The organism is Sphingobacterium sp. G1-14, assembly GCF_002196555.1.
Lineage (GTDB): Bacteria > Bacteroidota > Bacteroidia > Sphingobacteriales > Sphingobacteriaceae > Sphingobacterium > Sphingobacterium siyangense.
The window spans coordinates 6,019,713-6,044,053 of record NZ_CP021381.1 but is presented as its reverse complement, the minus strand read 5'-3'; the positions used below and the strand labels follow the sequence as shown (position 1 = coordinate 6,044,053).

The following is a 24,341-nucleotide window of genomic DNA, read 5'->3' as shown; positions in this document are numbered from 1 at the left end:
GAATAGCATGTTCATGCTATTCCCCTTATTTTTTTCTTTTTTGATAACGACTTACTACACAAGTCCTAGTTAAGCTGGTCTAATGCCTGTTTTAAGTCGGCGATTAGATCATCGGCATGTTCGATTCCAACAGAGATGCGCAACATGCCTAGCGTGATTCCGGAAGCTTCTTTCTGTTCCTTCGTATGATGACCGCCCCACATACTCGCGGGGTGTACAATAAGCGATTCGACCCCTCCCAAACTGGCCGCGTTGATAAATATATGCAGCCCATTGATGAGTTTCTGTGCATTTAAAAATGCCTCTTCTTCATCTTTACCGTTGACATCGATGCAAAGCATACCGGAGAAACCGTTCATTTGTTGGGCCGCGAGCTCATGTTGTGGGTGATTGGGTAATCCAGGATAACTGACTTTTTTTATTTTTGGATGTTGATCCAGAAATTCGGCTAGCTTCAGCGCATTTGTATTGATCTGTTTGACGCGTAGACTTAATGTTTTCAATCCCCGTAATAGTAACCAGGAATCAAGCGGTGCAAGTGATGCTCCCAAAGCGACGGATCGTTTCCATACGCTGGCGATATAGTGCTGCGTACCGCAGACGATACCCGCGGTGAGGTCGCTGTGTCCGCCCAAATATTTCGTGGCGCTGTGGACAACGACGTCTATTCCAAAATCTGTCGGTGTTTGGTTGATAGGGGAGGCAAATGTATTATCGACCATACTCTGGATTCCATGTTTTCTGGCAAGCTCTCCGAGTGCTTTTAAATCGCTAATGTTGAGGTTTGGATTCGATGGAGTCTCTATATAAATCAGTTTGGTATTTGTTTGAATAGCCTTTTCAAAAGCTGAAACATCTGTTTGATCCACAGCCGTAACCGTGATGCCATAATCTGTTAGGAACTCTTTAAAGAAAATAGCTGTTCCGGAATAATGTGCATGTTGGGCGACAATATGATCGCCCGATTTAACGATGGCCAATATGGCTGTACTGATCGCTGCCATACCTGTTGCAAATACAAGTGCATCCTCCGTTTTTTCCAATTTTGCTAGGATGGACGCTACTTGGCTATTCGTTGGGTTGCCATGGCGATGATAAAAATAAGGGTGTTTCGGTTCGGTAGCAGCCTTGATGTATTCCGTTGGGTCAGGATCTGCAATGTATGTGGATGTCTGATAGATTGGAGTAGTTACTGCAGATGTCTGGTTGAATTGCTGTCCTTCATGGACGAGTATCGTTTCGGTATTGGTAGCCATACTAATAATATTGATTGATGCTTGTATCGCCTTAAGAATCCATAACTCGATCTTGTCGAATCTGTGATCGTAAGGAACCCTTAGCTCGTTTGAAAGCACTGTTGGTGCTAACAGCTCGAAGAAGGTTTGTCTTGTATATCAAATATAAATAAAATCTACTCAATATGTAGATTTTATTTATATCGGATGCATCAATATATCTTACAACATTTCTCTCAGCAGGCTCAATGCATACCCAATGGTATTCACATTGTTTAATGCTAAACGAAGCTGGCCTTTGACTTCTTTGAGGTTGCTGATCTCCGGATGGCTTTGTACAAAGGACAGTACTCGGCCGAATTGATCAGATTCAAAGTAGCTCGACTTGGGGTTATTGACAAAATAACCTTTCAGTGTATGCTTTTTATAGGCTATTTTTTCGAATCCGATCGTTTTGCCAAACCACTGTAAACGGAGTGTATTGAATAATTCAAAGACTTCTCGTGGGATAGGGCCAAAGCGATCTTCAAGTTCTTTTTCAAACGCTGCCAATTGCTGCTCGTTTTCCAATTTAGAGAGTTCCGTATACAGATTATATCGTTCAGTGATATTGGTTACATATTCATCCGGGATCAATACCTCGAGGTCGGTGTCAATCTGTGTAAAGGACACATATTTTCGTTCTTTCTCATCAGCGAATACTGCTGAAAACTCATCCTCTTTCAGTTCCTGAATAGCTTCGTCCAAGATTTTATGATACATCTCGAAACCGATCTCGGCAATAAATCCGGACTGTTCGCCACCTAATAGGTTTCCCGAGCCACGTATATCCAAATCGCGCATGGCAACATTAAATCCAGAGCCGAGTTCAGAGAATTCTTCTATCGCAGAAAGTCGTTTATAGGCTTCCGACGTTAAAGTCGACAATGGTGGACTCAGTAGATAACAGAAGGCCTTTTTATTAGAGCGACCGACCCGACCCCGCATTTGGTGCAGGTCACTCAGTCCGAACATATGTGCATGATTAATAATAATCGTATTCGCGTTTGGAATATCAAGACCCGCTTCAATAATTGTTGTTGCGATTAAGACATCGAAATCGTGATTGATAAACTTAAGCATCACATCCTCGAGCTCATCACCCTCCAATTGGCCATGTGCAACACCGACCCGTGCTCCTGGAACCAGCTTGCGAATCAAATTGCCCAGCTGCGGAAGATCTGCGACCCGATTATGGATAAAGAATACCTGTCCACCACGATCAAGTTCGTAACTGACGGCCTCTCCGATCAGTGTTTCATTGAAAACGTGGAGTTCGGTCTGTACAGGCTGCCGGTTGGGTGGTGGGGTCGAGATGATACTCAGATCGCGGGCGCCCATCAATGAAAAGTGCAATGTTCTTGGAATTGGCGTTGCTGTCAATGTCAGTGAGTCTACATTCGCACGCATGACCTTCAATTTTTCCTTTACTGCAACCCCAAACTTTTGTTCCTCATCGATAATCATTAGACCAAGATCTTTGAACTTGACATCTTTGCTAACAAGGCGATGGGTGCCAATGATAATGTCTATTTTTCCTTCAGCGAGCCTGGCTAAGGTATCTTTGATCTGTTTGCTCGTTTTGAAACGATTAATATAGTCGATCGTGCATGGAAGGCCCTTTAGGCGCTCCGAAAATGTCCGGTAGTGCTGTAATGCAAGAATGGTCGTCGGTACCAGGACAGCAACTTGTTTACTGTCTGCTACAGCTTTGAAGGCTGCACGGATGGCAACCTCCGTTTTTCCGAAGCCAACATCCCCACAGATCAATCGGTCCATCGGATGCGGCGATTCCATATCCTTTTTTACATCGGCAGTAGCCTTTTCCTGATCGGGTGTATCCTCATAGATAAAGGAGGCCTCCAGTTCATTCTGTAAGTAGCTATCCGGTGAGAACGCATTTCCATGCTGGGCCTTTCGTTTGGCATAAAGCATGATCAGGTCGCGCGCAATATCCTTAACTTTTTTCTTGGTCGTCTTTTTGAGTTTGTCCCAAGCATCGGTACCCAGTTTATTCATTTTGGGAACAGTACCCTCTTTTCCGGAATATTTGGAGATACGGTTTAAGGAGTTGATGTTTACATACAAAAGGTCGTTGTCTGCATAGATCAGGCGGATCATTTCCTGAGATTTACCGTTGACGTCCACTTTTTCCAACCCTCCATAGCGACCAACACCGTGGTCAATATGGGTAATGAAGTCACCAGGTTTAAGATCCCGTAGATCTTTGAGCGTAATTGCCTGCGAGCGCTCGTAAGCCTTCTTACGTTTATATTTATAATAGCGGTCAAATATCTGGTGATCCGTGTAACAGGCCAACTTTAAACTGTCGTCTCTAAAACCTTCGCGTAAAGCTTTATGAATTGGAATAAAGGTCGCTGATTTATCGAGATCTTCTAGAATCGTATAGATACGTTCGACCTGTTTGGTTGAATCTGAAAAGATCAGATTCTGGATCCGCTGGCCCTCATTCTCCTTGAAATTATGGATTAAGAGATTAAAATCCTTATTGAACGAAGGTTGCGGGTGGATATCGAACTTGAGTGTTACCTCAGCTTTATAAAAGAACTGTTTGCCGAATTCGATGATAGGGAACTCAAAGAATAAGGCATTGAGATTCTTCTCATCTGTAAACTCATAGGCTGGATTATGCCATTCGGGATTATCCTTTTTCTGCTTATCTGTTAGCCCCGCCCATAATTTTTCCGCTTTTTTTAACCCATCTTTTACAATATCTAACGTAAATTGAGCGTCTTTGATCCAGATCGTAGCGTCCTGATCTACATATTCCAATAAGGAAATGTGTTGGGATGTCAGGAATTTCGCTTGGACATTCGGTACAATGGTTACTTTATGGATTTTTTTGACAGACAGCTGGGACTCAATGTCAAATGTACGTATGCTTTCGATGTCATCGCCAAAGAATTCAATACGGTATGGGAGGTCATTCGAAAAAGAGAAGATATCTACAATGCCACCGCGTATCGCAAATTGCCCCGGTTCATACACAAAGTCTACACGTTCGAAATCATATTCGATCAAAAATTCGTTGATGAAATCAATACTTAGAGCGGTGTTTTCTGTTATTTCCAACGTATTTTTATCCAGATCGTTGCGATTGATCACTTTCTCAGCAATAGCCTCCGGATAAGTCACAACCATTTTCGGTAATTCCGAAGTATGGTTGAGTGAACTTAAAGTCTCCGCACGTTGTAATACATTGGCAGAGTCAGTTTGTGTAAAATCAAAAGCTTTGCGATAAGACGAAGGAAAAAAAAGAACTTGCTTATCCAACAGGCTTTCCAGATCACTTAAAAAATAAGAAGCGTCTTCATGAGTTGGTAAAATAAAGACCATTGGACGTTCCTGTAAGTTGTAAGAAGATACGGCTATGAACGCATCCGAAGATCCAATAAGCCCTTTCAGCTGAATCTTTGGGTTTTTGGATTGTATAGCCTTGGTAAGCGACTGGACAGATTCGCTTTGGCTGTATTTTTCTAATATTTCTTGAATTCCCACGAGCAAAAATTTCGAATAATTGCGAATTTAACGAAATAGTATCAAGTATTGGGTATGAAGTACTAAATTTTTTGGTAAAAAAATGGCTGAATCCCTCATTAAGAAAGGCATGACTTTGGAGAACTCAAAAGCTATAACAGATTGATCTGTGCAGGAGTTTATTTCGCGAGGTAAAAGGTGTAGGCAAAAGCGAGCAACACCAATAATGTGGCCAAGTAAATTAATTTATATTGCTCGTAAGCTGTAACATGAAAGGATCCAATTTTAACGCGGTTTTTGCTATTTCTCATGACTAATTTAGGTCGAGGTCAATCTTCTGTTCACTAATATAGCTTTTAAGTGTTGTATTACCAAAAGCATCCAGTGTATTTTGAAAATCTTCCCGGTAGTCAAACTGAAAGTCCTCATGAAGTTTACTGTATTTACCCACCGCATGCTTTATACGCCCTGTTATATATTTATGCAATTTGTGGGCGGCAGACTGATAGGAGGAGTCGAAAAGCCTGTCGTAATCAGCAATGGTTCTCTTCAGGATATAGCATCTAAATTCTACTTCACTGATTTTGTCCTTGGTGACTTTTTCGTGTTCATTCACTAAACCGCTTGCTTGTTTCACCAGCTTGCTAAGTGCAATAAAATGACTGTGTTGTGGCGTATTGCCAATTTGACTTAAACCAATATCGAACAATTGCGCCAGTTGCTTTCGTAGTTTTTCAATACGTTCCTCTAAATCGTCCGCATTTTCCAGTAATTGGAAATGCAATTGTTTGATCAGCATTTTGTCCTTGCTTATCAGGCGTACAAGGAGTTTGTCTTTTTCCTTCTGAGGTAGGTCAAGTACAGCTTTCTTTAATTCGGCATCTTGATGTAAGGACATAATCTATGTTTTAGTATAAAAAGAGTTGTTGAGCGAAAAGTCAGGCACACTGCAAGTGTGCCTGAATAAATTTCTCGTTTTATAAGCCGGAATTTAAGCAGGCAATAGCTGCCGCCCATATTTACCGCCGCTTGCTATTAATACAATATTCTGAACTTAATTGTATTGTCGATCTGTTTGAGTTGTTTCAATAGATCTTTATCATATTCACCTTGTATATCGGTTACCGCATAGCCAATATCACTTTTGGTCATTAGAAATTGGGCAACGATATTGATGTTATTTTGGGCATAGACCTTATTGATCTGCGCCATAATTCCGGGAACGTTTTGGTGGATATGCAATAATCTCGTTACCTGTTTTACTTTTGGTAAAATCAGATTTGGGAAGTTGCGACTTAAATAAGTATCACCATTGTTGATAAAATCGGCCATCCGGCGAGGTATAAACTCGGAATTTTTCTTTTTATTTTTCTTATCATCAAAAACGACAATACCTTTAGCATTGCAGATATCCTTATTGATATGCCCTCTGATATCACCCAAATATCCGATCGTTTTTAATTTGTCAGCATGTTGGAGTTGCTCATCACTGATATCGATATTGTCCCCCAATAGAAGCATCCCTACATCTTTCACATACTTTTCTTCGAAGGTATCTTTTGTGCGGATAGAAAAACCGTCTCTTTTTAAGATATGAGCCGCTATTTCTGGTACATCACCCACGATCAAACAAAGGATACGGTTTTTAGGATAGGATATTGCACGGGGCAGATCATTTACATATAAGAACTCATCAAAACTAGGTGTGATGAAGTCTGCTTTCTCAGTGACACTTTTACGTTGGATATTCTCTGTAAATGCAAAGAATTTTTCAATTAATCCCGATTCTTTCAGTTGAAAATCTGAATAACCGTCACCAATGCCAAATAGTCTTCCTTCAATATTTAACTGTTTTAATAATTGCACTTTTCCACCTTCATTTGATAATGGATTCTCTTCATCAAAACCGATGATATTACCTTCTTCATCAAATCTGAATGTATTGGCATAGATATTTTCAGTCTTGATATGATATGGTGTAACAACAGGAGTAATAAACTCCTTAAAACCTCCTGAAACAATCCATGCGGTGTCGGCGTGTTTCTTGAAAAATTCACGATTTCGGGAAAAAGAGGTTGAAACCTTTTTCTTAAGATGTGAAACAAGTTTATCCAGATGAGATTTGTTGGCATTTAAAAGTTTGACGCGACCAGCCAAAGCCTCACGGAAAGATAGTTTACCCTCCATGGCAAGATTGGTGTACCGCTCAATTTCGTGATAGATAGATTCGCGATCCGGATGGTTCTCAAGGGAGATCCGTGCAAGTTCATCAAGTGCCTCTACTTGCGTAAATGTACTATCGAAATCAATGATGTAATAGTTTTTCATCTTGTTATTTTTTTATGAAACGATCGTGAGCAATAGCGCTGAATGCAGATCTCCGATATCGGTAGGTTTCCGACGGTTTCAAGGTTTGGTTGTTTGTTATGTTATAGTTTTACTGTTTGTTATATAAATCTGCAATTTCCTTTAGCGTTTGTTCCAAAGGTCGATAACTGTGGTTTAGAAGTTCCTGGATTTTAGCGTTGGAATACTGCAATTTGGCACTTGACGCTGCCGCTGTTTCCTTTGTCAATGTCGTATCCGATTTTTTAAATACGGAAAGCATGCTGGAAACAGTAGAGGCAATTTGGAGTAAGGTTTCAGAAACTTCGATTGTCGGTTCAGGCCTATTCATTAATACACTTGCCACGCTCAGCAGATCCTTGTTGCTTATATTGAGATGATTGATGATATAGCGCTCAGCCGTGATATCATCTCTTCCCATTAATTGAATCATGATTGCAGCAACATCTTCAACGTCAACAACGCCGACACTTCCTTTCGGATAAAATCGTAGACCTTTATTGATCATCGAAAAAATAGCGCCAGAGCCTTTCTCGTTTGCCGAAGCACCTAAAATTACTGAGGGGTTGACAATAACTGCACTTAAACCTTCGGTAATGCCACGCCAGACCTCCATCTCCGCCTGATATTTTGATAACGAATAGTTCGATGTCAATGAATTGTGTTCCCAATGGTCTTTCTCGGATACCGGAAGGTTGTCTCGATTTGTCCCTAAAGCTGCGATCGAGCTGACATGAAGTAGGCGAATACCCTTTTCAAGGCAAAGATTGACCAGATTTGTCGTTCCTTCCACGTTCACTTTAAAGAGTGCCTTAGCGTCTTTCTTTTGGTAGGAAACCAATGCTGCACAATGGAATACTTTAGTAACCCCATCAAGAGCATCTTCTAATTCAAAATAATTGTTGATATCAGCGTCGATCCATTGGACCAACGAAGACGATAACAACGAGGCCGGAATAGTCGATTGAGCTCTTTTGATGGCAATGACGTCAATTCCTTGGTCTATCAACTGTCTGATTAGTGTAGACCCTAAAAAACCTGTTCCTCCAGTTATTAATATCACTTGATAAAGATACTGTTAAAAATAATGTTTTCAAAAGTTAGTTAATAAATGGATATTTGTGTGAATTGCATCCTGAAAACCTTCATGCTTTCGCGGGTATCAAACGCCATGAAAGCCAAGGTAGATTCTTTCAGTCCAATTAAAACAGTCGTTTTCAGAACAAATAGGAAATTTTACAAATTATAGCTTATGTCATCACTGTCCGTATTCTTTAGCCCGATTTCAATTACAGGTTTTGCTCCTGAGCATGGGTTCTTGAGTTCTCAACTAGGGAACATTATTCAAGCCTATGAAATAGATTTTCCGAGCTGGGAAGTGGATAAACAGCCTCAATTGGCTATTGTCGGTGTGGAGGAAGACCGTGCATCCATGAATAATAACGGAACGGATAAGGCGCCGGATGCAGTACGAAAACATCTCTATGCGCTATATCAGGGCGATTATAAGATGAATATCGTTGATTTGGGAAATATCAAAGCCGGTAATACAATTCAAGATACCTATATCGCTTTAAAATCTGTCGTAGAAGAACTGGTCAAAGAAAATATTCTTCCGATTATCATTGGTGGTGGACAGGACCTTACCTATGCACAATATTTGGGGTATCAAAACTTAGAGCGAAAGATAGAGCTGGCAATTATAGATGCTCGTTTTGACCTTGATGAGGAAAATGCTGAAAATGTAAGCCTGAATTCCCGATCTTATGTGAACCATATTATCTTGCACCAGCCGGACTATTTATTCAATTTAAATGCCATAGCCTATCAAACCTATCTCGTAAGTAAAGAGTCTATCAATATGTATGATAAACTATTTTTTAATGCAACACGAGTCGGTATGATTGCCGGTAAAATGGACCAATCAGAGCCTTTGATCCGAGCAGCGGATTTAATTAGTTTTGACATAGGAGCCATTCGGGCCTCTGAAGCACCTGGAAATGCCAATGCAATGCCCAATGGTTTATTTGGCGATGAAGCTTGTCAACTCGCCCGCTATGCCGGGATGTCGGATAAATGTTCTTCCATCGGTTTTTATGAATTCAATCCAACATTTGATCCAATGGAGCAGACGGCTATGTTGGTCTCCCAAATGATCTGGTGCTTTATTGATGGTTACTATAACCGCAAACAAGATACGCCACTGTACCCCAAATCATCTTATATCATTTATCGCACGACACTGGAAAATGAAGAGCATGAATTGGTCTTTGTGAAAAGTAAAAAATCAGACCGCTGGTGGATTCAAGTGCCTTATTTTGGATCTAAATCAGTCAATGAACGCTATTACCTCGTGCCTTGCCGTTATGAAGACTACCAATTGGCTATTTCAGGTGAAATGCCTGATCTATGGTGGAAAACACACCAAAAGTTACAATAATGTACCACTAAGTGGGGACATTGGTATTACGCCTTACCATAGAGAAGTGTGTAATACATCGTGCAAACTGATAACAGATTGGAGTTATCTGTTTTTTAGTGGTGCCGATTCATTAAGATTGAGACGTTATAGGTTTAGTTAAATGCAGTGATGGCAAAATAGACCTGCTCAGGTAAGCATACACCATCTTCAGAAAATACAAATCATGGAAATATTTTTCTTTGCGGGAATCGTATTGTTATTGGTCATTTTGATCGTATTGGTACTAAAAAAGAATACCGATACCAGTACCGGTCCTGCGTACAGTAAAGAGGTTGAAACACTAAAAATTGAGCTTGCTAGATCGCAACAGCGGGAACAAAGTTTGCTGGAAGAACGTCTTATGCTAAAAAATGAATTGGATAAGGAACGGGAGAATCTTCTGGTCGCAGAGCGGTCTTTAGAGAGTACACGTTCTTTTTATGAGGCGCAGCTCGATAAATTTCAGGAACAGAAGAATGAAATCGCAGAGATTAAACGACAATTCAACAATGAGTTTCAGGTTATTGCCAATAAAATATTGGAAGAGAAGACACAAAAGTTTACAGAGACCAATCATCGTTCCCTGGGCTTGATCTTGGATCCATTGAAGGAAAAAATCAAATTGTTTGAAGAGAAAGTCGATAAAAATTACAATCAAGAGGCCGCGGAAAGAAATTCTTTAAAGGGAGTTGTCCTTCAGCTGGTCGAACAGAGTCTTAAAATTAAAGACGAAGCCAATAGCTTAACCAAGGCATTAAAAGGGGATACCAAAAAGCAGGGCAATTGGGGCGAGGTAATTTTAGAGCGGGTTTTAGAGCGTTCGGGACTTATGCGCGATCGCGAATTTAGATTACAGGTCTCTCTGATGGATGCCGAAGGAAGAAGAATGCAACCCGACGCGATTATCGACCTTCCTGAAGATAAACATCTGATTGTAGATTCAAAAGTTTCGCTGATTGCCTACGAACGTTGGGTCAATGCTGAGACGGATGAGGACCGCGCAATTTTCGCAAAACAACATGTACAGTCTGTGGAAAATCACGTGAAAGAACTTTCCGCAAAAAACTATCACGAGTTATATGGTATAGAATCGCCAGAATTTGTATTGCTGTTTATGCCGATCGAATCTGCATTGAGTATGTCCGTCGCTGAAAAACCGGATCTATTCAGCGATGCTTGGGATCGTAAGGTTGTCATCGTTAGCCCTTCGACATTGTTGGCGACATTGCGTACTATCGCTAGTATCTGGAAGCAGGAACGTCAGACCAGGAATGTAATTGAAATAGCGAAAGAAGCGGGGAGCCTTTACGATAAGTTTGTGAGCTTTCTGAACGATATGGAACAGGTGCAAAATCAGTTGGAGCGCGCATTAAAAAGCCATGAAGATGCAACTAAAAAGCTCTCTACAGGCGCTGGGAACGTGATCGGAAAAGTGGAGAAATTAAAACGTTTAGGAGCCAAAGCAAATAAACAGATCGATTCCAAATTTTTAGATGCGGAAGATTAACAAAAACGGGCTTGCCGAAAGGTAAGCCCGTTTATAATTTTTAACCGTGCAAAGCAAAGCCTGTTCTACTAACTTATGCTAGAGGTTCTACTAAAGCTCTTTCATCCGTTTATTGATGGAAACATCCACATACGTATCCTTTAAACGATCTACAGCCTCTTTTTGAACAGTGACATTGCTGTCTGATTCGTAATCATGAATAGTCCTTTGGTTTTGGACTTCGTTGTCATAAGGATCCTTTCCTGCCAAGAGCTTGACGATTACCGGAAGACATTCGAGGAAGACAAAAAGCAGCGCAATAAAAAACACAGCATTTGCATTGGATTCGTTGACCTTTCCATTGGCATCGTACCTTAGATTGCCCAGCGCAGAGTTGCGGTCTGCAAAACCAGCGACATTGACAGCGCTGTCCAAAGAAGCGTTGGATAAGACTTTTTGGTCCAATATCCCTTCAAATTTCTGTTTCTGACGTATTGCGTTTTGTTGGGTCGTTATCTTGTTCCGTAAAGTGTCCAAATAGCCCTCTTTTTTCTTCAGCTCTTCTTCTTTCATTTTGGCATAAGGGCCATAGCCCATGACACCGGATGTTTCAGTTGTTTTGTTACCGAATATCTCGTAATTCAATTTTGTACGGTCATTTTTAATACTGGCTTCTAATGAATCACGTTCGACCGTAATCGCTTTTAAAAGCGAAACTTCATTGGCATATTTCTTATTGAACGTACTGTTGAGCGTGTCGATTTTAGCGCGTTGATCTGCGAGAAAACGTACACGGAGGTTTTCTCGAATCTCTTTATCGAAGATTTTTAACTCCAACGGCCTAGAGATAACCAAACCAATCAAAATTGCCAATAAAATTCGAGGAAGAGCCTGCATAAGCTGCATAAGGCCGCTTTTTGATTTATTTATACTGAGTACAATATAGCGATCCATATTGAATATCGCTAAACCCCAAATGATGCCAAATACAATGGCCAAAAGCCAGTCAAATGCCCCTCCACTAAATACGAAATACATGGCATAGCCACCCGAAAGGCTGGCAAACAATCCCGTAAAAAAAATAGTAGCACCTATGGCTGTGTACTTACTATGCTCTTCCGGATATTTTTCAAGAGTTTCTTGATGTACCCCCGCACATCTCCAAAAGAAACGGTTAATATCGCTCATTAAAATATTTTTACTCAAATTGACAGATTATTTTTAACAAGGTTTATGAATAAGTTTTTGTTTTACAATACGATGACGGTTTTTATGTTCTTCTGCAACCCCTCTCTAACAAGGCCGACCATTTGCCTAATTTTATTATCTTTGAAAAAAAATCAGGAATAATCAGATAATATGAAGAAAAGACAACTTTTGCCATTTTTTGCGATAGTGGCAACTGCATTTGTTGGTTGTGAGGAAAAAAAAGTGATGACAGATAATCCTCTTTTATTGGCTTACGAAACCCCATTTAATGTACCGCCTTTTGACAAGATCAAAACAGAGCATTTTAGGCCAGCTTTTGATGAAGCGATAAAAGTACACAATTTGGAAATTGACACGATAGTCAACAATTCGGATAAAGCAACATTTCAAAATACGATAGTCGCCCTGGAAAATGCAGGTGGATTATTGAATAATGTATCTACTGTATTTTATAATCTAAATAGTGCCAATACAAATGACAGTATTCAGGCGATAGCAAAAGATTTGGCTCCCATCTTATCGAGTCATTCTGATGAAATTTCGATGAATACCAAACTATTTGACCGTATCAAAACAGTTTGGAGCAGTCGAAATACACTTGGATTAGACGAACAGGACAATAAACTGTTGGAGGAAACCTATAAGAGTTTTGTACGTTCCGGAGCGAATTTAAAGGATGCTGATAAGGAAAAAATGAAAAAAATTAATGCTGAGCTTTCAACATTAACAACACGATTCGGACAAAATTTGCTTGCTGAAACCAATGCTTATACACTGGTCGTTGATTCTGCTAGCCAATTGGAAGGCTTGCCTGAATCGTTGAAAACGGCAGCAGCTGAAGAAGCCATAGCAAAAGGAAAGAAGGATAAGTGGGTGTTTACTTTACAGAATCCTTCCATTATGCCCTTTCTTCAATATGCAAAAAATCGTGAACTGAGAAAGCAACTTTGGGAGGCTTATCAGCTACGCGGTAATCAAGATAACACCAACGATAACAAGGCGATCATTCAAAAAATTGTAAACCTACGCCTTCAAAAAGCAAAATTATTGGGTTATTCTTCACATGCGGCCTATGTACTAGAGGAATCAATGGCGAAGAATCCGACCAATGTCTATGCACTGTTAAATAAACTTTGGACTCCAGCACTCGCTAAAGCAAAGGGTGAAGAAGCAGATATAGCAAAGGAAATAAAGGCTGAAGGAGGTAATTTTGCTGTGGCCCCTTACGATTGGAGATATTATACAGAAATTATTCGCAAAAAACGTTTCGCATTGAATGAGGACGAAATTAAACCTTATTTGAGTCTTCCTGCAGTTCGTGAAGGTGCGTTTGCTGTAGCCAATAAATTATATGGTTTGACGTTCGTAGCCTTAAACAATGTACCAACTTACCATAAAGATGTGGAAGTGTATGAAGTTAAAGACAAAGACGGTTCACATTTAGGTCTGCTATATGCCGATTTCTTCCCACGTGAGTCAAAACGAGGGGGAGCCTGGATGACTTCTTACCGTAACCAGTCGACAAAAGATGGCAAACGTGTTGCACCAGTAATTTCCATCGTATGCAATTTCACAAAACCAGTGGGAAAAAATCCTGCCTTGTTGACATTTGATGAAGCGACTACTTTGTTCCATGAGTTTGGACATGCTCTGCATGGTCTTCTTTCCAATGTGAGATACCGCTCTATGGCCGGAACTTCTGTACCACGTGACTTTGTTGAACTACCTTCACAAGTGATGGAAAATTGGGCAGCAGATCCAGAGGTGTTAAGAACATATGCTAAGCATTATAAGACCAAAGAAGCAATGCCAGATTCATTGATTCAAAAAATGGAAAAGGCCGGTACCTTTGATCAAGGATTTGCAACGGTTGAATACCTTTCTGCCGCGTTGTTAGACATGGATTATCATGCTACCACAAAAGAAATTTCAAAAGACATTAAAGGCTTTGAAAAAACAGCAATGAAAAAGATAGGTATTATTGATGCTATTATTCCGCGCTATAGAAGTACATATTTTCAACATATCTTCGCTGGTGGATATTCTGCAGGTTATTATGCCTATATCTGGTCTGAAGTATTGGATTCAGATGCCTTTGCAGCTTTCAAGGAAAAATCATTGTATGATCAAGTGACAGCGGATTCTTTCCGTAAAAATATCCTTGAAAAAGGAGGTACTGATGATCCTGCTAAAATGTACCGTACATTTAGAGGTGCAGATCCAGATCCAAAATATCTATTGAAAAAGAGAGGTTTGAACTAATGCTCTCTAATTAAAAAAAGGCGATATAGAAATATATCGCCTTTTTTTTGTTCAGGTACTTGTTATTCTAAAAACTATTCTTACATTTGAATATTATTTATAATGAGTCTAAATAAATGTAGATAGTATGTGTGACACAAAAATTCTAAGCCAAAGAGGAGATACCCATATTAGTGTTTGCCATAAGTGTCAAACATATTATATCTGGCAACAAAGTTTTGTACTGACATTTACGAGGAATAAATTCTTCGATTTCTTGAATATTACGAAAAGTAATGGTGATGAGCTCTTTTTTAGCACATTCCCAGATGGTGAATTTCGGTTGATTATGAAAACACCTTATCCAGATATCGTATTTTCATTTGATGAAGAACAATGGCAGAATTTCAGGGATGCACTCCAAGAATCTTATTACATGAATGAGTTTTATGGAATGCTGAATAATTAAGATAAAAAGTCCTGTTGCATCGCTTGTGTTTCATCTCTCTTTCCTTACGCGTTGACAACAGGCACAAACAAAACCCTCAGTTATAGTCGCATACACTTATGCGACTATATGCTGAGGGTTCTTTTTAGCTATATATTGATTACTCGCCTATCGCGTAATATTTAAAATCAAGGTCTTCAAGTTCCTTACGGTTCAATAGTTTACGGCCATCGAACACAAATGCAGGTTTTTTCATATGCTCCTTAATTTTGGCCCAATCATAATGCTTAAATTCATCCCATTCAGTCAATACTGCAATTGCATGTGCATCATTGCAAGCCTCATAGGCGGTATTGACAACCTTTACCAAAGCTCGGTTTTCTTCCGAAGAGCGCGTATTCAGATAATCTAGGTCGGCATAGATGCGTTCAGCAGACACTTTGGGGTCATAGACCGTGATTTCAGCTTGTTCACTCAATAGATAATCTGCAACATAAATCGCTGCAGATTCACGCGTATCATTGGTGTCTTTTTTGAATGCCCAGCCTAAGAATGCAATCTTTTTGCCCGATACAGTATTATACAATGTTTGGATAATGTTATCTGCAAATCGCTGTTTTTGATAATCATTCATCAAAATCACTTGATCCCAATACCATTTCGTAGTGGAGATACAAAAGATTTATTCTAATTTTACATTAAAAAAGAAACGGTTTGATAAAGCAGGAAGTTATTGATAAAGTACTGGAAACAGCACGGATAGAAGAGGTGGTGGGGGACTTCGTTGATTTAAAGAAACGGGGAACTTCTCTGATTGGAAATTGTCCTTTTCACCATGAAAAGACGCCCTCCTTCCACGTTTCAGTTGCAAAGGGTATCTATAAGTGTTTTGGTTGTGGTGTTGGTGGAGATTCCCTTAAATTCGTCATGGAACTGGAAAAGTTCTCTTACCCGGAAGCGATCCGTTATTTAGCCGATAAATATTCGATTCAAATTGAAGAAATCGAGCGTTCTCCGGCCCAGCTTGCTGCGCAGGATAAACGGGAAAGTCTATATGTCCTAAGTGCTTGGGCCAGTAAATTCTTTGCCGAACAACTCTGGAAAACTGAAATGGGTCAGGTCATCGGACTCAACTATTTCAAGGAGCGTGGCTACCGGGAGGATATCATCAAAAAATTTGAATTGGGCTATTCGCCTGAAGAATGGACTGCATTGGTCGATAAAGCACAGGTAGCTGGTTTTCACCCAGATTATTTGGCTGCAAGTGGTTTGGCTATTGAACGTGATGATAAATCTTTATATGATCGTTTCCGTGGCCGGGTCATGTTTCCGATTCATAACCTGACAGGGCGTGTAATTGGCTTTGGCGGTCGGACACTAAAGACGGATAAAAAGGTCGCCAAATATGTAAACTCTCCCGAAAGCGAAATCTACCATAAATCCGATGTGCTGTATGGATTGAATTTTGCCAAAAAAGCAATTATGGAAGAGGATAATTGCTACTTGGTAGAGGGCTATGCCGATGTTCTTTCGGTACATCAAGCTGGAGTCGAAAATGTTGTTTCCTCCTCGGGAACGTCTTTGACAACAGGTCAGATCAAGCTTATTTCCAGATTTACAAAGAATGTGACCATACTTTATGATGGGGATGAAGCAGGGATCAAAGCCTCCCTACGCGGTACAGATATGCTGCTCGAAGAAGGCTTAAACGTTAAAGTGCTGCTTTTTCCCGACGGTAATGACCCCGACTCTTATGTTCAAAAGTTTGGTGCCACGGCTTTTAAAGATTATGTCAAATCCAATCAGCAGGACTTTATTTTCTACAAAACGAATATTCTGCTTCGCGATGCCAATAACGATCCAATAAAAAGGGCTTCGGTAATCCGTGATGTCGTCGAGAGTATTGCATTGATTCCCGATGAAATTAAGGTTTCTGTTTTTATCCGGGAATGTAGCAGCCTTTTGGATATCGAAGAGCGTATTTTATTGGCAGAACTCAACAAGATTAGGCTCAATAGAGCAAAGAAGGCAGATAAGGATGCCGCTCGTAAACCGCAGAGCCCGCCGCCTAATGCAGGGATGCCACCTTTTGGGATGGATGGTCCACCTCCGGATTTCTTCATGACAGATGATGAAAGAGGGGGAGTAGCTCCTATGGAGAATGTCGAACAACCGGTACAACTGACTTCGGAAATTCTTCAGGAACGAGAGATTGTCCGTATTCTAATCAACTATGGGGATTATCTGGCAACCTGGGAAGGTGATGGGGATATTCCCGTTGCAGGACTGCTACTGGGAAATATCAGCGACATCGAATTTAAGGATAAAGCTGCGGCCTATATTTTAAAAGTCTATAGAGATGCTGCAGAAAATTACGAAATTCCAGATGCCAAGCAGTTTTATTCGAATTCGGATACAACAATATCCGATTTGGCGATTAATAGTGTTGCCAGCAAATATTCGCTCAGCGAAAATTGGAATGACGATAAGCGTAAAATTTATGTAACGCAGGAATATGAGCATTTAAAACAACTTGTTGTTACAGCGATCTATCGGATCAAGAAGCGTAAGATTGAGGCAGAAATGCATCATATTCGTGAAGAAATGAAACATGAACAAGATGTGGCAAACCTAGAAGTCCTTATTTTTAAATATCAGAAACTTAAAGAAGCCGAACGGCTCTTGGGAGGCTTTCTGGGAAATACGATTGTTAAGTAATACTTGATATGGCCAAGCATCTTGAAACGGGCGAATGGGGTGAGCAAATGGCCATGGAATACCTCGTGGAGCAAGGCTATAAAATAGTGTTAAGAAATTGGCGATTTAAGAATTTAGAAGTAGATTTGATTGTCGTGGACAGGGATACCTTGGTATTCGTTGAAGTAAAAACACGGTCGGGAACGGATTTCGGCGAACCCTACGAATTTGTAGATCGCAAAAAACAGCGATTGCTAATTCGTGCAGCACAGGCTTATATCCTTAAAACAGGTTATGTCGGTGAAGTCAGATTTGATGTTGTCGCAATAACAAGATCCCCCAAAACAGTACTCACCCATATCAAAGATGCATTTTGGGATAGCTAAGGATACGTACTTATAAATAATTATACATAGATGAGAAAAATCACTTATTTTATGGCAATTGCAGCGCTAGCTTTTGCTTCTTGTAAGTCAAAAAAATCAAGTTTGGAATTTGCATCCCCTGGAGCAAATCAAGCTGTTTTAAAAGGTGCTCAAGTCCAGTTGAAATTGAAATTTGAATCAGTATCAATGGACTCTGTGGCTTATTTTGTCGATGATAAACATGTGGGTTCATCAACTGATACTACGGCAATTACAGTAGATACCAAAGACATGGCCTATGGCACACGCAATATTTCCGCCTTGGTATACAATGCTGGAAAACCCGATTCTGTTTCAAGTACATTTTATGTTGTACCTGAAAATGCGAAGAACTATGGTTTTGAGGTTGTCAACAAATACCCGCACGATACGACTGCTTTTACACAAGGGCTACAGTTTGCTGATGGCATTCTCTACGAATCTAATGGCCGTTATGGTGAGTCAAACTTGAGAAAGGTCGACCTAAAAACAGGTAAAGTACTCAAGGAAATCAAATTTGATGAAAAGACTTTTGCCGAAGGAATGACATTGGTAGGTAATAAGTTATTTATGTTAACGTGGCAACAGGGAGAAGGATATGTCTTTGATAAAAACTCGTTTGTAAAGGAAAGTTCCTTTAAATATGAAAATAGCAAAGAGGGGTGGGGCTTGACCTACGACGGGCAGCATTTGATAAAGTCTGATGGATCCAATAAATTGTTCTTTTTAGATGCAACGACCGGTAAGGAGCTAAACGCTATCGGAGTTTACGATGAAGCTGGACCAGTGGATGAACTTAATGAACTGGAATATATAGACGGCAAAGTCTACGCAAATGTCTATCAAAAAGATGTTATTGTTATAATCAATCCGCAAACAGGAGCGGTAGAAGGACGGATTAATCTTGTGGGTATCTATGAGCATACTTCCGCTTATGACAATGAATTGAATGGAATTGCTTACGACCAAGCTGGAAAGCGTCTCTTTATAACAGGGAAGTTATGGAATACATTATTCGAGATCAAGACAGTTGAAAAATAAATGAACTTCAGATCTTGATCCTCCTTTGTGAGGCAGACAGTATTGCACATTCGAATAAAATGGAAACCTTGTCAGAATTATCTGACAAGGTTTTTTATTGCGCCCCATTCTTCTTTGAAGTATGGATGTTATCGTATGAGGTTTTCAATTCCATCTTTTTTATAAATGCGGCCCGGGGCTGAGACAGATCGGTTTTAAAACTGTATCGGAAGCTTTTAAAACTGCATGGAGAGAAACATTATGACGAGCAGATCTCTCGTCAGGTGCGCCTCAATTAATGAAAAACAAGAGAGTTGCCCTATATTAGTAAATAGTAGCTGGATGTATCTATTATTGATGACTTATTTCGCTATAGCGGACAGCCATAAAAGGGAGCTAGAAATCTTTTTTAACCAATAGAAACAAAATATTTGAAGCAAAAAAAAGGAATGAAGTTTGAAACTCCATTCCTTTCTTTATATTGATTTTATTTCGATTAATAAATCGGAGTAAACATCCAAGTATCGTCAAAACGAGATGAACCATTAAGTCCAGTAGTGATGTAACCGTTATTTCCTACAGCGAAACCAACAGCATCTTGGCGTGCTGAACCAGCAAAAGCGCCGTTGTCATTTGTCCAGTAGTCACCAGAAATATTATATTTCCATGTGCTGTTGATTACGGCATTTTTGTAACCGCCAACAACGAATGGAGTACCATTGATTGCGAAAGCAGAAGCATTTGAACGAGTCAAATCGTAAGTATATGAATCATCTGCTCTATTTAGATCGTTCAATTTAGTCCATTTGCTACCATCAAATTTATAGAAATCTTTTGGGTAAGAACCGTTAGAGATACCACCACCTACATAGGCTACATTATTGACAACAAAAGAGAAAGCTGCTTTTCTTTTCGCTGAAAATGGAGCATCACTGATTGCTTGCCAAGTATTAGCAGCTGGATCATATTTGTAGAACTCATTTGTATTTGTTGTTCCACCACTAACGACAGTTTCACCTGTTCCAACATAAGCAGCGCCATTTAAAGTAAAAGCTACTGCATTAGACAAAGCAATAGGAAGTGGAGCAATGCTTGACCAAGCACCTTTTCCGTCATTAGCTGTAGGATCAAATTTGTAGAAATCTGTTAGGTTGTTTGTTCCGTCATTTCCACCACCAACATAACCGATATTACCAATGGAAAAACCGATGGCACCGTTTCTCTCAACACCTGTGAAAGGCGCTTTTTCAGCCCATGTATCTGATGCTGCGTCATATGCATACGTGTCTTTCACACGAAATGGCTTACCACCAGCATTACTTGCTAGACCAGTAGTAACATACGCAACATTATTTATCAAAAAGCTAGCAGCAGATGAAGTTTGTGGGCCTTTAAAAGCAGCTTTTGCAAACCATTCGTCTGATTTGTCTTCGCTGTCGTCACTTTTTTTACAAGAAGAGAAAGTTGTAACTGTAAATACAAAAGCTAATAAAACGAGTAGCCAATTTTTCTTGTTCATAAATTATTGAAATTTAGTATAAAGGATGTTTAATTTAATTTTCGGATCATTCTCATTATCTTTTGCCAATATTAACCTATTTCCAGTTGAAAACAAACCCGATGTCGGTAAAGATAGATATAATGAAGTATTATTGTATGCTGTTGTTTTAATTTTTGTTAAATATTCAATCAGATTGAATGTATATGTTCCATTCGAACCAAAATCATTTCCTCGCACTAATGTTGCTTGTTGTGTTGTTGTCGAATAAGGTGAAGTGACCAAACTAATCGGATTTCCATTATTACTTGCCACCATTAAGACCAAACTCTGAGGCTGATCAAAAATCGAGGAAGCTCCGTTAGGGACTTCAATGACAAGTTCAGCCTTATTAATCGCAATTGATGGATTATTAACCAATTCTAATAACGTTGGGAATTCAATTTTTGCTACAACACCCGTTGAGCCTTCTAAAAACACATTTCCATCAGTTTGTTGACTCGCAATTTGAGGATTTTTTAAGCTCATAGGCGCAAACTTTGTTGCAGAGCGATCCGCTTCAATCTGATTGTACTGATAGGCCTTGTTATCAATGGAAAAATATTGCTTACCAACAGATTTCGTTCCTTCATTATTCAGGAATGAATAGTGAACTTGTAGAAATACGGTGTCTTTAAAACCGATCAAAGCCGTGTTTCCGTTGTCAGGAACAAGTGCCAATCCTTTGAAATACTCCTGAAAGCTTGTGCTGTTCTGAATCCGGTTGTCATTATTTTTGATCATCGTAAACAGCTCATTGCTAATGGTACTGTTGAATCTAAAGAATAATGAATCTGCTGATTGTATACGTGGTTTAAAGGATAGTTCTGCCAGTGGCGTATTTTCATAGGCAAACTTTTGCTTACTGAAGATTGCCGCTGAAGTGACAAAAACAGGACGTTCATCAACTGGTTTGGTTAAATCAATCTGTGTTTGCGTAATTTCTTCCGTAACACGGTGTACCGATATCTTTTGTACTTTCGTTGTGTCACCGTAAGAGTATTTGTTAGGTGTTAATACCAAGGTCACAGAATCCAAGGTAGCGTCATCTGGAATAGAAGCATTACTTATCGTTCCTACTCCAAGGCGCATATAAGCGGTAGACTTCATACTACCCGTAACAGCATCGCTGTTCTTTCCAACGAGCATTGTTCCAGTAGAGGAAGTCGGAATATCGTCCAATTGATAAGTCGAAACTTTGGCGGAAACCGTATCAATTGGTACTAAACCGATTGTTTCATCTCTTGAACTATCCAATGAGAGCGAAATGTCTTTATTACAACCAACAAAAGCGGCCAATGTAAAAAGTGGAAGTAAAAGTTGAATACTACGTCTCTTAAAGTCTTTAATCATATTAATTTTTGAATAGTGCAAAAGTAATCAATGCGAACTGTTAATCAGTGTTATATTTTGTTAAATATGGTTAATTACCACAGCGATTGCAAATCTAGTAATTTAAATTTGTTTTAGTTATGGGTAGAAGATTTAAATTACTGATCAGTTTGATCGTTTTAATAGGGGCAGGAATTACTGTTGTACTGGGGATTTGGCTTTATGGAAGTTATACAAATCGTCGCGACCTGTTTCTTTCTACCGCTGAGCGTTCGCTCTTCAATGCGGTCCAGGAGGCATACCAAGCGCGAAATGGTGATCGGCAGTTAGATGGGCCAGAAGCGGACCGGAATCGCCTCCTCCAAGATGTAAAACGGGAGCTCTCGGCTTTAGTGCCCGCTGCTGAATTGGATAAGGCTTTACAACGTGTAAATACCGAACGGCCTAAAACAGAGCGATTTGATCGCGAGATCCACAACAGACGGGAGAAAATGTTTCCCAAAGACCGGGAAGGGCAAGGCGCAATTATACCGCCCTTTCTGTTCCGCGACTTTGAGATGAACAAAGCCAACCTGGAGTTAATTGAAAGAAAGTTTAAAGAATCCCTGAACAATAAGAGCATTTCAGTACCATTTGAAATGGCTATTGTCACGATTCCACACGATCAAATCAAAGATGCGCGCCGCAAGTACCGCGAAGCAAATCTTGCTTGGACGAGACCCATGATGGTTAACCCATTAAAAAATGAATTTCTTGTGATCAAGTTTCAGGAGGATTGGAAGTATCTGCTGTATAGCTTAAGCTGGCAGCTGCTCATCTCACTGCTCTTGATTGGACTGCTGCTCGGGACGTTCTTCTATTTGATGAAAACCATTCTCAACCAAAATAAGATGGCCGAGCTGCGTAAGAACTTCGTTGATAACATGACACATGAACTCAAAACACCGGTATCTACAGTCATGGCAGCCATAGAAGCGATACAGTTGTATGGTGTACAGGATGATAGGGAAAAGATGAATCGCTATCTGAATATCTCCAAAAAAGAACTGGAACATCTATCCAATATGATTGAAAAAGTGCTTCAAATGGATATCGATGCAACAAGGGGCATTGTTTTGCAACGTACTGACTTCGATCTTGTCGCCATGGTGAAGGGAGCCATTGAAGTTGCTCAGCTGAATAAAATTAAGCGAGTGGACTTTAAGCTTATTGCTGTTCCAAGTGAAATAAGGATCAATGGTGATGAAGCCCATCTAAAGAATGTGATCAATAATTTGTTGGAAAATGCGATAAAATACGCTGGACAGCAGGTTTATATTGAAGTGGAAGTAAAGGAAATGAAAGAAAATGTCCATATTCGTATTACAGATAATGGTAAGGGAATTCCTTCAGAATACCATAATCAGATTTTTGATATGTTCTTTCGGGTTCCTTCGGGTAATCTGCACGATGTAAAGGGCTTTGGTTTGGGGCTTGCTTATGTCAAGCAGGTGGTAAAGAGGCACGATGGCAAGATTACCGTCGATAGTGAACTGGAAAAAGGAAGTACCTTTAATATCCGATTACCGTACGAATAAACAGCATTGTTTATTTTTCTGAGCGGAAATAGGGCTTTTTATAGCGCAGTAAATAGGCTGATTTATCCGAAAGATGTCTTTGAAACAAGGCCGAAATATATTTTGATTGAATGACAACCCTATGATTGAAATTTTATATGTAGAAGACGAGCCAAGTCTCGGAATGATCGTTGCCGATAGCCTGGAAGCTAATGGATTTCATGTTACCCATTGCAGTAATGGTCACGAAGCTTTGGAAGCATTTACAGCGGCTCGGCCAGATATTTTGGTCGTCGATGTCATGATGCCCGTCATGGATGGCTTTACATTGGCAACAAAAATACGCGAATCAGATACGCAGGTGCCCATTATCTTCTTGACAGCCAAAGTGCAGACAGAGGATGTTGTGAGGGGATTTCGTTTGGGCGGGGACGATTATGTCAAAAAGCCGTTTAAGATTGAAGAGCTCGTTGTGCGGATAGAATCCTTGTTGAAAAATAGTCCTAAGATGTTATTCGGCCAAAAGCTGATGATAGGAGACTATAGCCTCGATAGCTTAAAACATCAGTTGACTTATCAGGGTGAGGTACTTAAGCTGTCTTTCCGCGAAAGTGAACTGCTGCGGAAACTGTATGAACAAAAAGATAAAGTCATACCGCGGGAGGATATCATGCGAGCCTATTGGAGCCATGATAAGTATTTCACGGGACGGAGTCTGGATGTGTTCATCAGCCGTATCCGGAAATACCTCAGTCAGGATGATCGCATCAAGATTATCAATGTCAGAGGAGTGGGCTACATGCTTACCGTCGATTGAGAGGTGTTCCACGTG

18 protein-coding genes are annotated in these 24,341 nt (G+C 40.0%); 9 read left to right on the top strand and 9 right to left on the bottom strand.

The genetic code is table 11. The features are described 5' to 3' along the window. Positions 1-65: 65 nt before the first annotated feature. The 5 genes from CBM24_RS25875 to CBM24_RS25855 form a co-directional block, all read right to left on the bottom strand. Positions 66-1,256, bottom strand: coding sequence for a trans-sulfuration enzyme family protein (locus CBM24_RS25875; RefSeq protein ID WP_075994537.1), 1,191 nt, complete (start codon positions 1,254-1,256; stop codon positions 66-68). 201 nt (positions 1,257-1,457) lie between these two features. Then, a complete protein-coding gene (gene mfd / locus CBM24_RS25870; RefSeq protein ID WP_088163252.1) occupies positions 1,458-4,793 on the bottom strand; it encodes a transcription-repair coupling factor in 3,336 nt (1,111 codons plus the stop codon). A gap of 292 nt (positions 4,794-5,085) precedes the next feature. Then, the gene (locus CBM24_RS25865; RefSeq protein WP_075994535.1) at positions 5,086-5,670 is read right to left on the bottom strand and encodes a hypothetical protein; all 585 of its coding nucleotides are present in this window, start codon (positions 5,668-5,670) and stop codon (positions 5,086-5,088) included. Between the two features lie 137 nt (positions 5,671-5,807). Then, complete coding sequence (locus CBM24_RS25860) at positions 5,808-7,100, bottom strand: HAD-IB family phosphatase (protein WP_088163251.1); 1,293 nt, start codon at positions 7,098-7,100, stop codon at positions 5,808-5,810. Positions 7,101-7,209: 109 nt separating this feature from the next. Then, a complete protein-coding gene (locus CBM24_RS25855) occupies positions 7,210-8,181 on the bottom strand; it encodes an NAD-dependent epimerase/dehydratase family protein (RefSeq protein WP_088163250.1) in 972 nt (323 codons plus the stop codon). A gap of 189 nt (positions 8,182-8,370) precedes the next feature. Between CBM24_RS25855 and CBM24_RS25850 the strand changes: the two genes are divergently transcribed. Together CBM24_RS25850 and rmuC are read left to right on the top strand one after the other, a co-directional pair. Then, positions 8,371-9,558 carry a formimidoylglutamase gene (locus tag CBM24_RS25850; protein WP_075994532.1) on the top strand — a complete coding sequence of 396 codons (1,188 nt, stop codon included), beginning with the start codon at positions 8,371-8,373 and terminating at the stop codon, positions 9,556-9,558. Positions 9,559-9,763: 205 nt separating this feature from the next. Then, complete coding sequence (gene rmuC / locus CBM24_RS25845) at positions 9,764-11,086, top strand: DNA recombination protein RmuC (RefSeq protein WP_075994531.1); 1,323 nt, start codon at positions 9,764-9,766, stop codon at positions 11,084-11,086. A 90-nt stretch (positions 11,087-11,176) separates the two neighbouring features. On the opposite strand, the gene CBM24_RS25840 is transcribed toward rmuC, so the two are convergent. Beyond that, entirely contained in the window at positions 11,177-12,253 is a 1,077-nt protein-coding gene (locus CBM24_RS25840; protein WP_075994530.1) for a DUF4407 domain-containing protein, read from the bottom strand. A 171-nt stretch (positions 12,254-12,424) separates the two neighbouring features. Between CBM24_RS25840 and CBM24_RS25835 the strand changes: the two genes are divergently transcribed. Together CBM24_RS25835 and CBM24_RS27860 are read left to right on the top strand one after the other, a co-directional pair. Next, positions 12,425-14,536: a M3 family metallopeptidase gene (locus tag CBM24_RS25835; RefSeq protein ID WP_088163249.1), complete on the top strand. Its 2,112-nt coding sequence runs from the start codon at positions 12,425-12,427 to the stop codon at positions 14,534-14,536. 256 nt (positions 14,537-14,792) lie between these two features. Beyond that, positions 14,793-14,984: a hypothetical protein gene (locus CBM24_RS27860; RefSeq protein WP_228280105.1), complete on the top strand. Its 192-nt coding sequence runs from the start codon at positions 14,793-14,795 to the stop codon at positions 14,982-14,984. A 139-nt stretch (positions 14,985-15,123) separates the two neighbouring features. Here CBM24_RS27860 and CBM24_RS25825 read toward each other — a convergent pair whose 3' ends face one another. Further along, positions 15,124-15,597 carry a UDP binding domain-containing protein gene (locus CBM24_RS25825; RefSeq protein WP_232475637.1) on the bottom strand — a complete coding sequence of 158 codons (474 nt, stop codon included), beginning with the start codon at positions 15,595-15,597 and terminating at the stop codon, positions 15,124-15,126. Between the two features lie 80 nt (positions 15,598-15,677). Between CBM24_RS25825 and dnaG the strand changes: the two genes are divergently transcribed. The 3 genes from dnaG to CBM24_RS25810 are packed head-to-tail and all read left to right on the top strand — an operon-like array spanning position 15,678 to position 19,105. Then, the gene (gene dnaG, locus CBM24_RS25820; RefSeq protein ID WP_075994527.1) at positions 15,678-17,681 is read left to right on the top strand and encodes a DNA primase; all 2,004 of its coding nucleotides are present in this window, start codon (positions 15,678-15,680) and stop codon (positions 17,679-17,681) included. Between the two features lie 8 nt (positions 17,682-17,689). After that, positions 17,690-18,046, top strand: coding sequence for a YraN family protein (locus CBM24_RS25815; protein ID WP_075994526.1), 357 nt, complete (start codon positions 17,690-17,692; stop codon positions 18,044-18,046). Positions 18,047-18,076: 30 nt separating this feature from the next. Continuing rightward, positions 18,077-19,105 carry a glutaminyl-peptide cyclotransferase gene (locus tag CBM24_RS25810; protein WP_075994525.1) on the top strand — a complete coding sequence of 343 codons (1,029 nt, stop codon included), beginning with the start codon at positions 18,077-18,079 and terminating at the stop codon, positions 19,103-19,105. A gap of 475 nt (positions 19,106-19,580) precedes the next feature. Here CBM24_RS25810 and CBM24_RS25805 read toward each other — a convergent pair whose 3' ends face one another. Both CBM24_RS25805 and CBM24_RS25800 read right to left on the bottom strand, forming a co-directional pair. Further along, complete coding sequence (locus CBM24_RS25805) at positions 19,581-20,603, bottom strand: Kelch repeat-containing protein (protein WP_075994524.1); 1,023 nt, start codon at positions 20,601-20,603, stop codon at positions 19,581-19,583. A 3-nt stretch (positions 20,604-20,606) separates the two neighbouring features. Further along, positions 20,607-21,974, bottom strand: coding sequence for a DUF4270 family protein (locus CBM24_RS25800; RefSeq protein WP_088163248.1), 1,368 nt, complete (start codon positions 21,972-21,974; stop codon positions 20,607-20,609). Between the two features lie 119 nt (positions 21,975-22,093). On the opposite strand from CBM24_RS25800, the gene CBM24_RS25795 reads away from it, so the two are divergent. Further along, on the top strand, positions 22,094-23,530 hold the full coding sequence (locus CBM24_RS25795; RefSeq protein WP_088163247.1) for a sensor histidine kinase: 1,437 nt from the start codon (positions 22,094-22,096) through the stop codon (positions 23,528-23,530). 121 nt (positions 23,531-23,651) lie between these two features. Beyond that, on the top strand, positions 23,652-24,326 hold the full coding sequence (locus CBM24_RS25790) for a response regulator transcription factor (RefSeq protein WP_075994521.1): 675 nt from the start codon (positions 23,652-23,654) through the stop codon (positions 24,324-24,326). Positions 24,327-24,341 lie beyond the last annotated feature (15 nt).